Source organism: Rhodoferax sp. GW822-FHT02D07 (assembly GCF_058802405.1).
The window spans coordinates 439,732-452,905 of record NZ_JBXAOD010000001.1 but is presented as its reverse complement, the minus strand read 5'-3'; the positions used below and the strand labels follow the sequence as shown (position 1 = coordinate 452,905).

General features: G+C 63.5%; 12 protein-coding genes. 11 read left to right on the top strand and 1 reads right to left on the bottom strand.

Going from position 1 to position 13,174, the window contains the following annotated elements; all coding sequences use genetic code 11:
- The first annotated feature begins 14 nt into the window (after window positions 1–14).
- The 10 genes from AC1RNN_RS02205 (at window position 15) to accD (ending at window position 10,859) form a co-directional block, all read left to right on the top strand.
- Entirely contained in the window at window positions 15–143 is a 129-nt protein-coding gene (locus AC1RNN_RS02205; protein ID WP_493086370.1) for an entericidin A/B family lipoprotein, read from the top strand.
- Entirely contained in the window at window positions 140–790 is a 651-nt protein-coding gene (gene leuD, locus AC1RNN_RS02200; RefSeq protein WP_493086372.1) for a 3-isopropylmalate dehydratase small subunit, read from the top strand. The genes AC1RNN_RS02205 and leuD overlap by 4 nt, the downstream gene beginning before the upstream one ends.
- A gap of 34 nt (window positions 791–824) precedes the next feature.
- Window positions 825–1,895, top strand: a complete 1,071-nt coding sequence (leuB, locus tag AC1RNN_RS02195; RefSeq protein WP_493086374.1) for a 3-isopropylmalate dehydrogenase — start codon at window positions 825–827, stop codon at window positions 1,893–1,895.
- Window positions 1,896–2,194: 299 nt separating this feature from the next.
- Entirely contained in the window at window positions 2,195–3,325 is a 1,131-nt protein-coding gene (asd, locus tag AC1RNN_RS02190; RefSeq protein WP_493086375.1) for an aspartate-semialdehyde dehydrogenase, read from the top strand.
- A gap of 242 nt (window positions 3,326–3,567) precedes the next feature.
- Window positions 3,568–6,156: a motility hub landmark protein FimV gene (locus AC1RNN_RS02185; RefSeq protein WP_493086376.1), complete on the top strand. Its 2,589-nt coding sequence runs from the start codon at window positions 3,568–3,570 to the stop codon at window positions 6,154–6,156.
- 44 nt (window positions 6,157–6,200) lie between these two features.
- Entirely contained in the window at window positions 6,201–6,983 is a 783-nt protein-coding gene (truA, locus tag AC1RNN_RS02180) for a tRNA pseudouridine(38-40) synthase TruA (RefSeq protein ID WP_493086377.1), read from the top strand.
- Window positions 6,983–7,768, top strand: coding sequence for a phosphoribosylanthranilate isomerase (locus AC1RNN_RS02175; RefSeq protein ID WP_493086378.1), 786 nt, complete (start codon window positions 6,983–6,985; stop codon window positions 7,766–7,768). The genes truA and AC1RNN_RS02175 overlap by 1 nt, the downstream gene beginning before the upstream one ends.
- 52 nt (window positions 7,769–7,820) lie before the next feature.
- Entirely contained in the window at window positions 7,821–9,080 is a 1,260-nt protein-coding gene (trpB, locus tag AC1RNN_RS02170; RefSeq protein WP_493086379.1) for a tryptophan synthase subunit beta, read from the top strand.
- A gap of 2 nt (window positions 9,081–9,082) precedes the next feature.
- Window positions 9,083–9,907, top strand: coding sequence for a tryptophan synthase subunit alpha (gene trpA, locus AC1RNN_RS02165; RefSeq protein ID WP_493086380.1), 825 nt, complete (start codon window positions 9,083–9,085; stop codon window positions 9,905–9,907).
- Window positions 9,908–9,986: 79 nt separating this feature from the next.
- A complete protein-coding gene (gene accD / locus AC1RNN_RS02160; RefSeq protein ID WP_294772459.1) occupies window positions 9,987–10,859 on the top strand; it encodes an acetyl-CoA carboxylase, carboxyltransferase subunit beta in 873 nt (290 codons plus the stop codon).
- Between the two features lie 62 nt (window positions 10,860–10,921).
- Here accD and AC1RNN_RS02155 read toward each other — a convergent pair whose 3' ends face one another.
- Window positions 10,922–11,494 (bottom strand): YggT family protein, encoded by a 573-nt coding sequence (locus AC1RNN_RS02155; RefSeq protein WP_493086381.1) that lies wholly within the window; start codon window positions 11,492–11,494, stop codon window positions 10,922–10,924.
- Window positions 11,495–11,621: 127 nt separating this feature from the next.
- Here AC1RNN_RS02155 and lysS point away from each other — a divergent pair, with 127 nt between their 5' ends.
- The gene (lysS, locus tag AC1RNN_RS02150; RefSeq protein WP_493086382.1) at window positions 11,622–13,172 is read left to right on the top strand and encodes a lysine--tRNA ligase; all 1,551 of its coding nucleotides are present in this window, start codon (window positions 11,622–11,624) and stop codon (window positions 13,170–13,172) included.
- The last annotated feature ends 2 nt before the right edge of the window (window positions 13,173–13,174 follow it).

Sequence of the window (13,174 nt, the reverse complement as noted above, 5' to 3'; positions counted from 1 at the left end):
ATAAGGACTCCGTCATGAAAACCATCATTTGCGCCGCCTGCACCGCCGCCCTGCTGATGCTCAGCGCCTGCAACACCGTCAAGGGTGTGGGCCAGGACATCCAGAAGGCTGGTGAGAAACTCGAAGACGCTGCCAAGAAATGAGACAGTTCACCATCCACCAGGGCCTGGTTGCGCCCATGGACCGTGAGAACGTCGACACCGACGCCATCATCCCCAAGCAATTCCTCAAGTCCATCCGCAAGACGGGCTTCGGCCCCAACCTGTTCGACGAATGGCGCTACCTGGACGCGGGCTACCCCGGCCAGGATCCGGCCAGCCGCAAGCCCAACCCGGACTTCGTGCTCAACCAGCCGCGCTATGCGGGCGCCAGCATCCTGCTGGCCCGCAAGAATTTCGGCTGCGGCTCCAGCCGCGAGCACGCACCCTGGGCCATCGACCAGTACGGCTTCCGCGCCGTCATCGCGCCCAGCTTTGCCGACATCTTCTTCAACAACTGCTTCAAGAACGGCCTGCTGCCCATCGTGCTCAGTGAAGCATTGGTCGACCAGTTGTTCAACGAAGCCCTGGCCTTCCCCGGCTACAGCCTGACCATTGATCTGGAGCGCCAGGTCATCGTCAAGCCCCAGAGTGAAGAGATTCCGTTCGATGTACAGGCCTTCCGCAAGTACTGCCTGCTCAACGGCTTTGACGACATCGGCCTGACCCTGTGCCATGCCGACAAGATCCGCGCCTTCGAAACCGAACGTTTGAAGCAAAAACCGTGGCTAGCCCGCACCATGTCTGCGTGAGCAGCTACCAAATTCATAGTATTTCAAGGACATCATGAAGATTGCAGTTTTGCCGGGTGACGGCATTGGCACTGAAATCGTGGCCGAGGCCGTCAAGGTACTCAAGGCCCTGGACCTCCCCCTGGAGATGGAGACCGCGCTGGTCGGCGGCGTGGCCTACGACGCGCACGGCCACCCCCTGCCCGAAGCCACGCTGAAGCTCGCCAAGGAAGCCGATGCCGTGCTGTTCGGCGCCGTGGGGGACTGGAAGTACGACAAGCTGGAGCGCCAGTTCCGCCCCGAACAGGCCATCCTGGGCCTGCGCAAGAACCTGGGCCTGTTCGCCAACTTCCGCCCCGCCATCTGCTACGAACAACTGGTCGGTGCCTCCAGCCTGAAGCCCGAGCTGATTGCCGGCCTGGACATCCTTATCATCCGCGAGCTGACCGGCGACATCTACTTCGGCCAGCCCCGCGGCCGCCGTGTGGCCACCGACGGCCACTTCCCCGGTGCGGAGGAAGCGTTCGACACCATGCGCTACAGCCGCCCCGAAATCGAGCGCATCGCCCACGTGGCCTTCCAGGCCGCGCAAAAGCGCAGCAAGCGCGTGACCAGCGTGGACAAGAACAATGTGCTGGAAACCTCGCAGTTGTGGAAGGACGTCATGGTCGAGATCGGCCAGCAATACCCCGATGTGGAACTCGACCACATGCTGGTGGACAACGCCGCCATGCAGCTCGTCAAGGCACCCAAGAAGTTCGACGTGCTGGTGACCGGCAACATGTTTGGCGACATCTTGAGCGATGAAGCCTCCATGCTGACCGGCTCCATCGGCATGCTGCCCTCGGCCAGCCTCAACAGCGCCAACCAGGGCCTCTACGAGCCCAGCCACGGCAGCGCACCCGACATCGCCGGCAAGGGCGTGGCCAACCCCCTGGCCACCATCCTGTCCGCGGCCATGATGTTGCGCTTCAGCTTGAACCAGGAAGCCGCTGCACAACGCATCGAGGCCGCCGTGCAAAAGGTGCTGGCCCAGGGCTACCGCACGCCCGACATCTACAGCGAAGGCACGACCAAGGTCGGCACCGCCCAGATGGGCGACGCCGTGCTCAAAGCCCTCGGCTGACCAGGAAGAACGGGCTGTGGCGGCATTGCCACGGCCCGACTTCCGAAAATCATTTCAGTCCGCGCGGAGTAAAAAATTTCCGCTTTTGGGCTACAATACCTTCATGTTTGCCGCCATCCCCGTCTCCCTGACCATTGCTTCTGCCGCCACGGCAGGCAAGGCTGTGCGCGCAACCATCACCAAAACCACGACCATTAAAGGCTGATTCCGCCTGGTTCGTCGTGCGCCCTCCCCGGCCAGACGAGCCGGGCAAACAGTCTTGGTCAAGCATTGTTTGTTTACATTGAAAGGGCGTTGATATGAGCAAGTTGGTAGGTTTGGTCGGCTGGCGCGGCATGGTCGGCTCGGTGTTGATGGACCGCATGGTGCAGGAGAAGGATTTCGACCTGATCGAACCCCTGTTCTTCTCGACCAGCAACGCCGGCGGCAAGGCCCCGGCCGAGGCCAAGAACGAAACAACGCTGCAAGACGCCTTCAATATTGACGCCCTCAAGCGCTGCGACATCATCATCACCGCCCAGGGCGGCGACTACACCAGCGAAGTTTTCCCCAAGCTACGCGCTGCCGGCTGGAACGGCCACTGGATCGATGCCGCCTCCACCCTGCGCATGGACAAGGACGCCGTCATCATCCTGGACCCGGTCAACCTGCCCGTCATCAAGGATGCGTTGGCCAAGGGCGGCAAGAACTGGGTGGGCGGTAACTGCACCGTGAGCTGCATGCTCATGGGCGTGGGCGCGCTTTACAAGGCCGGCTTGGTCGAGTGGATGAGCACCCAGACCTATCAGGCAGCCTCCGGCGGTGGTGCCCAGCACATGCGCGAGCTGCTGACCCAGTACGGCACGCTCAACGCCGAAGTGAAGGCCCTGCTGGACGACCCCAAGAGCGCTATCCTGGAAATCGACCGCAAGGTCATCGCCAAACAACGCGCCCTGACCGGTGCTGAAACGGCAAACTTTGGCGTGCCCCTGGGCGGTAGCCTGATCCCCTGGATCGACAAGGACCTGGGCAACGGCATGTCCAAGGAAGAATGGAAGGGCATGGCCGAGACCAACAAGATCCTGGGCATGGGCGAGGGCTTTGGCTCCAGCGCCATTCCCGTGGACGGTTTCTGCGTGCGCGTGGGCGCAATGCGCTGCCACAGCCAAGCCTTGACCCTCAAGCTCAAGAAGGACGTGCCCGTGGCCGACATCGAGGCCCTGATCGCCGCCGACAACGAATGGGTCAAGGTCGTGCCCAACACGCGCGAAGCCACCGTCAAGGACCTGACTCCCGTGGCCGTGACCGGCACGATGAGCATCCCCGTGGGTCGCATCCGCAAGCTCGCCATGGGCCCAGAATACGTGGGCGCCTTCACCATTGGCGACCAGCTTCTGTGGGGCGCGGCCGAGCCGCTGCGCCGCATGTTGCGCATCCTGCTGGACGCGTAACAGACCGTTACAGGTCGTTGCCGCAAGGCAACATATCCGCCGTGGGTGGAACGCGATCGGGGCAGGCTTTGAAAGTTAAAAGCTTTCTTAGCTTGTCAGCCTAAGACATTGATGTTATGGTACTTTTTACGTTTTGATAGTCGGGCTTTATCGTCCGAAAACAGACAAGTAAATTGCCGCTCGCGTGAGCACCGGAGGCTAATAAATTGATCGCAAAGTCACATCGTTGGCAGAGGACCGCTTTGGCGGCTGCAGCCATGGCGCTACTCGGCTTATCGGGAACCGGGGCATACGCGCTTTCGCTCGGTCGGCTCACGGTTCAGTCAGCGCTGGGAGAGCCTCTGCGTGCCGAGATCGAAGTCCCCGAAATCAGTGCCGAAGAAGCCGCCTCGTTCAAGGCCGGCGTCGCACTGCCTGATGCCTTCACAGCGGCCGGCCTGGAATACAGCGCGGCCCTGTCGACGCTGCAAGCCACGCTGCAACGCCGCCCTGATGGCCGTGCCTACCTGCGCCTGAGCAGCGACCGCACCGTCAACGACCCCTTTGTCGACCTGATCCTGGAAGCCACCTGGGCCCAGGGCCGCATCGTGCGCGACTACACGCTGCTGTTCGACCCCCCAACACTGCGCAAGGCCCCGCCCGCGCCGACGCTGCCCCAGACGTCCAGCACGGCACCCGTGGTGACGAATCTGCCCCCCAAGGCCGCAGCCCCCGCGCCAGCACCAGCTCCCTCTGAACCTGCGGCCAAACCGGCTGGCAATGCCAAACCCGCCACCGCGCGTGCCACAGCTCCCGCTGCTGTCGCAGCGGCTGCCAAACCAGCTGCCGTGGAAGTCACTGGCGACCAGTTGACCGTCAAGAAGGGTGACACCGCCAGCAAGATTGCCAACAGCATCAAGCCTGCCGGCGTCTCGCTGGACCAGATGCTGGTCGCCATGCTGCGCAGCAACCCCGACGCCTTTGTGCACGACAACCTCAACCGCATCCGCGCTGGTGCCGTGCTGCAGGTTCCCAAGGCTGAGGCCGCACAAAGCGTGTCTCCGGCCGAAGCCTCCAAGATCGTGGTCGCGCAGAGCAAGGACTTCAACGACTTCCGTCGCAACCTGGCCACCAACGCCCCCACTGCCGCCGTCACTGCTGCAGACCGCAAGGCCAGCGGCTCCGTGGAAGCCAAGGTTGAAGACAAGAAGCCCAGTGCACCCGCGCCCGACAAGCTCACGCTGTCCAAGGGATCGGTGCAAGGCAAGGCCGACGACGCCAAGCTCGCCAAGGAACGCGAAGCGAAGGATGCTGCCGCCCGCGCCGCGGAAATCACCAAGAACATCAGCGAGCTGAGCAAGATTGGCGCGGCAACACCTGCTGCTGCCAGCTCTGCACCCAAGCCTGCTGCAACCCCTGCTCCCGCTGTGGCTGTTGCCGGCGTTCCTGCCCCTGCGGCGCCAGCCCCCGCACCGGCCGCCGCCGCGTCGACACCCGCTGCAGTTCCGGCGCCCACTCCCGCCGTCGCCGCCTCCGAACCTGCCGCATCGCCCGCCCCCAAGCCCAAGGCTGCGGCACCTGTGCCCATGCCCGCGCCTGAAGAACCGGGCCTGCTGGACGAACTGCTGGCTGATCCGCTGGTGCCCGCCGGCGCGGCTGGCCTGCTGGTTCTGCTGGGTGGCTATGCCGCCTACCGTGTGCGCCAGCGCAAGAAGAACTCCGCCCAGGTGGACAGCGCTTTCCTGGAAAGCCGACTGCAACCCGATTCCTTCTTTGGCGCCAGTGGTGGTCAGCGCGTTGACACCAACCAGAACGGTCCGTCCAGCGCGTCCTCGATGGTGTATTCCGCCAGCCAATTGGATGCCGCAGACGACGTGGATCCGGTGGCCGAGGCGGATGTGTATCTGGCCTATGGCCGCGACCTGCAGGCCGAGGAAATCCTCAAAGAGGCCGTGCGCACCAACCCCGGACGCTTGGCCATCCACACCAAGCTGCTGGAAATCTTCAGCAAGCGCCGCGACACGCGCAGCTTCGAGAGCACGGCCTCGCAAGCCTACAAACTGACAGGCGCCGCCAGCCCCGACTGGACACGCATCTGCGAAATGGGCCAGGCGATTGACCCCAGCAACCCCCTGTATCAGCCCGGCGGCGCCCCTGCCGGCGGTTCGGCTGCTGCGGCACCCCAATCGAGCTTTGGTAACAGCACCGTGGCCCAGCCTGCCCATGCAGAACTGGCCGATGGAGGCGGCTCTGGCGTAGACCTGGATCTGGATCTAGACTTCTCTCTGGACGACGAGCCCGCAGCCAGTGCGATCAGCGATGTCACCGGCGGCACGGTGAGCACCAGCGACCGGACGGTCAAGCTGGACGCGCAACCGGCGCAGGACGACAACTCCATGGACATGGATTTCGACCTGCCCCTGCCGGAGGAAACGCCTGCGGCCAAGCCAGCCATGGAGCCCATCGCGGCGTCCATGCCGGAAATCTCCCTGTCCCTGGACGACTTGGAAACGCCCATGCCCGAAGACGCGGCAGGATCGGCGCTGAAGTTCGAAGCCACTGGCCCCCTGCCTGTGACGCCCGAACTCTCAGCGTCCCAGGCGGCGAGCACCGGTCTGATGGAGTTTGACTTGGGCTCGCTGTCCATGGATTTGGACGGTCCCGCAGAAACCCCGGCTGAAGCTCCCGCCAGCCTGAGCGAAGACCCCCTGGAAACCAAGCTGGCACTGGCCGAAGAATTCATCTCCATTGGTGACGAGGACGGTGCCCGCGCACTGATCGAGGAAGTCGTGTCCGAAGCCAGCGGTGAAGTACGCGCCAAGGCCCAACGTGCCTTGGCCAAACTGAGCTAAGCCCTCGTTCTGGGGAGCTTGGCCTATCGCAGGATTCTGAGTTTGTGCGGATTGCCTTAGGCGTTAGCTACAACGGCGGGGCCTACCAGGGCTGGCAAAGCCAGCCCTCCGGCCTCACCATCCAAGACAAGTTAGAAACCGCGCTGGGCAAGTTCACCGCCCAGCGCGTTTCCACTTTGTGCGCCGGCCGCACCGATGCCGGTGTACACGGCCTCATGCAGGTGGTGCACTTTGACACCGAGCTGGAACGCGACACCTACTCCTGGGTGCGCGGCACCAACGCCAACCTGCCGCGCGACATTGCCGTGCAGTGGGCCATGAAAACCCCCGAAGGATTCCATTGCCGCGCATCGGCTGTCTCGCGCCGCTACGCCTATGTGCTGCTGGAATCCCAGATCCGCCCCAGCGTGGAATATGGCCGTGTGGGCTGGACCTTCGGCAACCTCGACTTCGCCGCCATGCGCCAGGCCGCCGACATTCTGATCGGTGAGCACGACTTCACCTCGTTCCGCGCGTCGCAGTGCCAATCCCTGACGCCGGTAAAAAACCTACTGGAAATTGCGCTGCACCAGCGTGGCGCCTACTGGCGTATCGAGTTCGAGGCCAATGCCTTCCTGCACCACATGATCCGCAACATCATGGGCTGCCTGGTACAGATTGGCCAGGGCAAAAAGCCCGCTGAGTGGATGGCAGAGGTACTGGCCGCCCGGGACCGCCGCGCGGCCGCCCCCACCTTCTCGCCCGACGGCCTGTACTTTCTGGGCCCGCGCTACGACGCCCACTGGGGCATGCCGGACCGCACGGCTGCGTATGATTCGCTGCCATGATGACTACCCCCACGCTTGCGACTTCGTCTGCCGCGCTGCCCCCCGAGGGGGCGCAATCCGCCTTGGGACGGCCCAGCGGCGGATTGGGCACGCTCACTAGAACCCGAATCAAGATCTGCGGCCTGACCCGTGAGCAGGATGTGGATGCCGTCGTGGCAGCCGGTGCGGATGCGGTGGGATTCGTGCTGTACCCCAAGAGCCCACGCGCGGTAACTGCGCAGCGCGCGGCCGAACTGGCCAAACGTCTGCCCCCCTTCATCACCCCCGTGCTGCTCTTCGTCAACGCATCTGCTACAGAAATAGGAGCTGCTTGCGCAATGATTCCGGGGGCTACCGTCCAATTTCATGGTGATGAGATGCCACAGGACTGCCTGGATGCGACCGGCCACGGCACCCGCCCCTACCTGCGTGCCGCCCGCATTCCGCTGGGGGATGACGCACCCCGCTTCGACCTCGTACAATTTGCGCAGGACTTTTCAAAAGCCCAGGCCATTTTGCTGGACGCCCATGTGGACGGGTACGGTGGTGGGGGCAAAACATTCAATTGGTCACTTCTTCCTCCAAGCGTCGACGCTCACCTCGTCTTGAGTGGTGGACTCACACCTGTAAACGTGGGCGATGGGATCGCGCAGCTGCGGCCGCGCTGTAAGACGCTGGCCGTCGACGTGAGCTCCGGCGTAGAAGCCGCAGACGCTCAGGGCAAGCCCCTCAAGGGCATCAAAGACCCCGCAAAGATTTTCGAGTTCGTAGCCGCCGTGCGCGCTGCGGACCTGCAACTTCAATAACCCGGTACGGAACGGCCTTTAGCGCCCGCTCCGTCCCCACGGATGGACCACCATGTACGACTACCAACAACCCGATGCCACTGGCCACTTTGGCAAATACGGCGGCAGCTTTGTCTCCGAGACACTGACCCACGCGATCAATGAGCTCAAAGACGCCTACGCCAAGTACCAGCACGACCCGGCCTTCCTCGCCGAATTCAAGTCCGAGCTGGCCCACTATGTGGGCCGCCCCTCCCCCATCTACCACGCGGACCGCATGAGCCGCGAGATGGGCGGCGCGCAAATCTTCCTGAAGCGCGAAGACCTGAACCACACCGGCGCGCACAAGGTGAACAACACCATCGGCCAGGCCATGCTTGCCAAGCGCATGGGCAAGCCGCGCATCATTGCCGAGACCGGCGCCGGCCAGCACGGCGTGGCCACGGCCACCATCTGCGCCCGATACGGGCTGGAATGCGTGGTCTACATGGGCAGCGAAGATGTCAAACGCCAGAGCCCCAACGTCTACCGCATGAAGCTGCTGGGCGCCACCGTGGTGCCCGTGACCAGCGGCAGCAAGACGCTCAAGGACGCCCTGAACGAAGCCATGCGCGACTGGGTTGCCAATGTGGACAACACCTTCTACATCATCGGCACCGTGGCCGGCCCGCACCCCTACCCGATGATGGTGCGCGACTTCCAGAGCGTCATCGGCAACGAATGCCTGGTGCAGATGCCCGAGATGCTGGCAGCCGCCGGTTGCAAGACCGAGCAGCCCGACGCGGTGATCGCCTGTGTGGGCGGTGGGTCGAATGCCATGGGCATCTTCTACCCCTACATCCAGCACGAGAAGACCCGCCTGATTGGCGTGGAAGCGGCCGGTGAAGGTCTGGACTCTGGCAAGCACTCTGCCTCTATTCAACGCGGCAGCGCCGGTGTGTTGCACGGCAACCGCACCTATGTGCTGCAGGATGACAACGGCCAGGTGACCGAGACGCACAGCATAAGCGCCGGCCTGGACTACCCCGGCGTGGGCCCGGAGCACGCGTTCCTGGGCGACATCGGCCGTGCCGAGTACGTGGGCATCACCGACAAGGAGGCACTGGAGGCCTTCCACTACCTGTGCCGGACCGAGGGCATCATCCCCGCGCTCGAATCCAGCCACGCCGTGGCCTACGGCATGAAGCTGGCCAAGACCATGCGCCCGGACCAATCGGTACTGGTGAATCTCTCCGGCCGGGGTGACAAGGACATCGGCACCGTGGCCGACCTGTCGGGTGACGATGTGTATGACCGCCCGTCGATGCGTGGCCATGTGGTGAAGGGAGCATGAGCATGAGCCGTATCACTACAACCTTCTCCGCGTTGAAAGCCCAAGGCCGCAAGGCGCTGATCCCCTTTGTCACCGCCGGCTACCCCTATGCCGATGTCACGCCCGAACTCATGCACGGGATGGTGGCGGGTGGCGCCGATGTCATTGAGCTCGGCGTGCCCTTCTCCGACCCCAGTGCTGATGGCCCGGTGATCCAGAAGGCTGGCGACAAGGCCCTCGCCTTTGGCATTGGCCTGGTGCAGGTGCTGGCCATGGTGCGCGAGTTCCGCAAAACCAACAACACAACCCCTGTGGTGCTGATGGGCTACGCCAACCCGGTGGAGCGCTACGACCAGAAGCACTCCACACCCGGCGTTAGCAGCCGCTTTGTGAAGGATGCCGCCGAGGCCGGCGTGGACGGTGTGCTGATCGTGGACTACCCTCCCGAGGAATGCGAGGCCTTTGCCGCCGACCTGCGTGCCCATGGCATGGATTTGATCTTCCTGCTGGCCCCCACCAGCACGGAGCAGCGCATGCAGCAGGTCGCACGCGTGGCAAGCGGCTATGTGTACTACGTGTCCCTGAAGGGCGTGACCGGTTCGGGCGCGCTGGACGTGGGTGCGGTGGAAGCCATGCTGCCCCGCATCCGCCAGCACATCAGCACCCCCGTGGGCGTGGGCTTTGGCATCCGCGATGCGGCCACTGCCAAGACCATCTCCCGCGTGGCCGACGCGGTGGTGATCGGCAGCAAAATCATCCAGTTGCTCGAAAACCAGCCGCGTGAACGCGTGGCGGCCACGGCGCAGGAGTTTCTGGCCGGCATCCGCACGGCACTGGACCAGGGCTAAAAAAGCACGGGGGCGGTTTGGCGGATAATCGCCCCCTGTTGGTTGGACGCCCCTGTGGGCACTGCAAGGAGACCTGACGATGAGCTGGCTTGAAAAACTGCTTCCCCCAAAAATTCAGCAAACCGACCCTGCGGACCGCCGCAGCGTGCCCGAAGGCCTATGGATCAAGTGCCCCAGCTGCGAAACCGTGCTCTACAAGACCGATCTGGAGCAAAACCAGAACGTTTGCCCCAGCTGCAGCCACCACCACCGCATTGGCGCCCGCGCCCGCCTGAACGCCTTTCTGGACAACGAAGGTCGCTTCGAAATCGGCCAAGAAGTGCTGCCTGTGGACGCCCTAAAGTTCAAGGACAGCCGCAAATACCCCGAACGCCTGAAAGAGGCTCTGGAAAACACCGGCGAGACCGATGCGCTGATCGTCATGGGCGGCGCCGTGCACGGCATCAGCCTGGTGGCTGCGTGCTTTGAATTCGAATTCATGGGTGGCTCCATGGGCTCGGTGGTCGGCGAGCGCTTTGTGCGTGGCGTCGAAACCGCCATCGAGCAAAAGGTGCCATTCCTGTGCTTCACCGCCACCGGCGGCGCACGCATGCAGGAAGGCCTGTTATCGCTCATGCAGATGGCCAAGACCAATGCGGCACTGACCCGCCTGGCCAAGAAGGGCCTGCCCTATATCAGCGTGCTGACCGACCCCACCATGGGCGGCGTGAGCGCCGGTTTTGCGTTTATCGGTGACGTGGTGATTGCCGAACCCAAGGCGCTGATCGGCTTTGCCGGCCCACGCGTGATCGAGTCCACCGTGCGCGTGACGCTGCCAGAAGGCTTCCAGCGCGCCGAGTTCCTGCAGACCAAGGGTGCCGTGGACTTCATCTGCGACCGCCGCGAACTGCGCAAGACCGTGGCCGAGACACTGGCGATGCTGCAGCGCCAGCCGGCGGATGCAGTGATCTGAGCGAACTCACCCCAATAAAAAAGGCCCCTCCGGGCCTTTTTTATTGCTTCAGTGCCTTTGAGTCAGACGCGAAAGGCCAGCAACACTGTCTGCTGCACCGATCCCAGCACGATCATGGCAATCTGGATCAGCACCAGCAGCGCCAGCGGCGACAAGTCCACCCCGCCCACCAGCGGCAGCACGCGACGGATTGGCGAGAGTGGTGGCTGGACCAGGCGCTCCAGCAAATCAGCCAGGTAGGACTGGGTCTGCACCCAGGACAGGATGGCGTAGACCAACACCAGCACCGTCATGCCCGAGAGCGCCGTGCGCACCACGCCAAACACGGCCAATACCGCCACCGACAACAGGCTGGCACCAGCGCCATTCAGCGCCCAGAGGATGGCGAATTCGGCCAGTTGCACCAGATAGGCACCGACCAGGCTGGCTGTGTCCCAGCGGCCCATGGCAGGCAGCACGCGGCGCAGCGGCAACACCAGCCAGTCGGTCACCGCAAAAACAAAACGCCCCAGCGGATTGCCGGAACGGGCCGACAGCGGGATGCGCTGGTGCTGCATGTACAGACGCAGCAGGCAGGTGCTGGTCAGCAGGCTGGCGACCACTTCGAGCAGCAAAGAGATGATTTGGTACAGCATGGCGAGGGATTGAAACAGGGCGAGCGCATCATAGCGGCAGGCCAGGCGCCTTGGCCCTCTTAGAATTGAGGGTTCTGGTCTCTCCGCCGTCCGGCGGACCGCCTTTACCTGAATTTCCATACATCCCATGTCCGATACCACCCAAGCCGCCGCCCCCGCCCCGCAAGACGACAACCAGTTGATGCTGGAGCGCCGCGAAAAACTCAAGGCCCTGCGCCAGCAGCAGGCCGAGGGCAAGGGCGTGGCCTTCCCCAACGACTTCCAGCCCCAGCACAAGGCGGCTGCGCTGTTTGAGGCCTATGACGGCAAGACCAACGAAGAGCTGGAAGCGCTCAAGGTGACCGTTTCCGTGGCCGGCCGCATGATGCTCAAGCGCGTCATGGGCAAGGCCAGCTTCTGCACGCTGCAGGATTCGTCCTTCGGCCCCAGCGGCGGCCGCATCCAGCTCTATGTGCGTGGTGAAGACGTGGGCGTGGACCTGTATGCCGCCTTCAAGCACTGGGACCTGGGCGATATCGTGGCCGCCGAGGGCACGCTGTTCAAGACCAAGACAGGTGAGCTGTCCATCCACGCTACCAGCATCCGCCTGCTGACCAAGAGCCTGCGCCCCATGCCCGACAAGTTCCATGGCATGGCCGACCAGGAGATGAAGTACCGCCAGCGCTATGTGGACCTGATGACCGACGTGGAAGCGCGCAAGCGCTTCATGGCACGCAGCAAGGCCGTGAGCGCGCTGCGCGAGTTCATGGTGGGCAACGGCTTTCTGGAAGTGGAAACGCCCATGCTGCACCCCATTCCTGGTGGTGCCAATGCCAAGCCCTTCAAGACGCACCACAACGCGCTGGACCAGGAAATGTTTCTGCGCATTGCGCCCGAGCTGTACCTCAAGCGCCTGATCGTCGGTGGCTTTGACCGCGTGTTCGAGATCAACCGCAGCTACCGCAACGAAGGTATCAGCGTGCGCCACAACCCCGAGTTCACCATGATGGAGTTCTACGCAGCCTACTGGAACTACCAGGACCTGATGGACTACACCGAAGCCCTGATCCGCGACGCCGCCCAGAAAGCCACCGGTAGCCTGCAGCTCACCTACGCCGGCAAGCCCGTGGACCTGGCCCAGCCCTTTGAGCGCCTGACGATTGTGGAAGCCATCCGCAAGTACACCGAAGCCGGCGACAACGTGAACGACGCCACCTGGCTGACCAACGCGCTGCGCAAGCTGGGCCTCTCCGAAGAGAAGCACCGCCTGTCCACCCGCACGCTGGCGGGCCTGCAGGTGCTGTACTTTGAAGAGACCGTGGAAGAGAAGCTGTGGAACCCCACCTTCATCATGGAGCACCCCACCGAAATCTCGCCGCTGGCGCGCGCCAACGATGAGCGCCCCGAAGTAACCGAGCGTTTTGAGCTCTACATCACCGGCCGCGAATTCGGCAACGGCTTCTCCGAACTGAACGACGCCGAAGACCAGGCCGCGCGTTTCAACGCCCAGGTGGCCAACAAGGACGCTGGCGACGACGAGGCCATGTACTACGACCACGACTTCGTGCGGGCGCTGGAATACGGCATGCCTCCCACCGGTGGCTGCGGCGTGGGTATTGACCGCCTGATGATGCTGCTGACCGACAGCGCCAGCATCCGCGACGTGATCCTCTTCCCCGCCCTGCGCCGCGAGGTCTGATT